1 protein-coding gene is annotated in these 1,492 nt (G+C 36.3%); it reads left to right on the top strand.

The genetic code is table 11. The annotated features are described in order from the left end of the window. Positions 1–219 precede the first annotated feature (219 nt). On the top strand, positions 220–1,167 hold the full coding sequence (locus tag ACESTD_RS18380) for a site-specific integrase (RefSeq protein WP_005824483.1): 948 nt from the start codon (positions 220–222) through the stop codon (positions 1,165–1,167). Positions 1,168–1,492 lie beyond the last annotated feature (325 nt).

Below are 1,492 nucleotides of genomic sequence, written 5' to 3'. Positions count from 1 at the left end.
AGGAATTTTCCGTGCAAACATAATTGTTTTTCTATAAATGAGCAAATAATAATGCTGTTTTTTTATAATTAATCGAAAAATCTGCATTTAAGCGCACTTTTTTGTTAATGGGATTGTTGTTTGCCCCAATTATTAGTGTATTTGCACGTATGTTCTGCATTATAAAGGGATTGTACTTATACATATTATTAATAAGAGAATGTATAATTTAAATTGAAGATGAAAGAGATTACCTTACAAGAAATGCTGTCAACTATTATTGGAGAGCTTCGAGAAAATGGAAGATGGGGAACAGCCCATATTTACCAATCTACATTGAATGTGTTTTCCGCATTCAATAACTATCGGGATTTGCATCTGCGCAAATTGAATCCAGTGGTTTTGAAACGTTTTGAAATGCACCTGCGTCAACGAGATTGCAGTTGGAACACCGTTTCTACCTATATGAAAGTCATTCGCTCGGCTTACAATCGAGCTGTAGATTTACGATGTGTTCGTTATACTCCTAGATTATTTGAACATGTGTATACAGGAACTAAAGCAGACAAGAAAAGAGCTTTGGAAGCTTCGGATATAGGAACTTTAGTTCGCGGGACAGAAATGGATTTGTCCAAAAGGATTCCTTCCTCAAGCCTTCAAAAGGCCAAAATGCTATTTGTTTTTATGTTTATGATGCGTGGTCTCCCATTTGTCGATTTAGCTTTCTTGCACAAGAAAGACCTGCAAGGGAATGTATTGTCCTATCGTAGAAGAAAGACTGGTCGCACCTTACGGGTACTTCTATCCCCTGAAGCCTTACAGCTGGTACACATGGTATCCAATAAGGACGAGAACTCACCTTATTTATTCCCAATATTACGTAGCAAGGATGGTACAGAAGCGGCTTATAAAGAGTATCAATCAGCTTTGAGGCGTTTTAACTATCAGCTGTCAGCTTTAAAAACACATTTGAATATGAGTTCACATCTTAGTTCGTATTCGGCAAGACACACGTGGGCCACAATGGCATATTATTGTGAGATTCACCCTGGCATTATTTCCGAAGCGATGGGACATTCATCGATAAATGTTACTGAAACCTATCTCAAACCTTTCAACGACAAGAAGATTGATGAAGCAAATGAGAAGGTAATTTCTTTTGTAAAAAGCAATGGAATCTCGGCATAGATTTTTTTATTTTTATTGATAAAGCGGCCTAGATGTGTCCATATTTATTCCTCCCGCAAGAAGCATCTCTTGAAGGGAAGAGTCCTCTCGCTCATTTCTCAACAACTTCCCCTTAAGCCAAAACTCTACAAAATAACACTTTAAGTCTTTCTTTCCCTATAAATATTTTGATTTTCCTTTATCGTAACTTTACCTCTCGGTCATATTATCAGAATTCTACCTATAAGCCACTTTTCATCTTTCATCGCTTAAAATGTTATAAACAATTATAGGGGCATTACAACTATATTAAACTTCTTTTCACATAATTGATTCAAGATGGTTC

Origin of the sequence: Bacteroides sp. AR20 (genome assembly GCF_964250605.1) — a bacterium.
Taxonomy (GTDB): domain Bacteria; phylum Bacteroidota; class Bacteroidia; order Bacteroidales; family Bacteroidaceae; genus Bacteroides; species Bacteroides uniformis.
The sequence above is the reverse complement of the archived record's forward strand: the minus strand, read 5'-3'. Positions and strand labels throughout refer to the sequence as shown.

Bases quoted from the DNA above. Each gene is read 5' to 3' on its own strand.
- ACESTD_RS18380 (WP_005824483.1), top strand. From the start codon at position 220: ATGAAAGAGATTACCTTACAAGAAATGCTGTCAACTATTATTGGAGAG.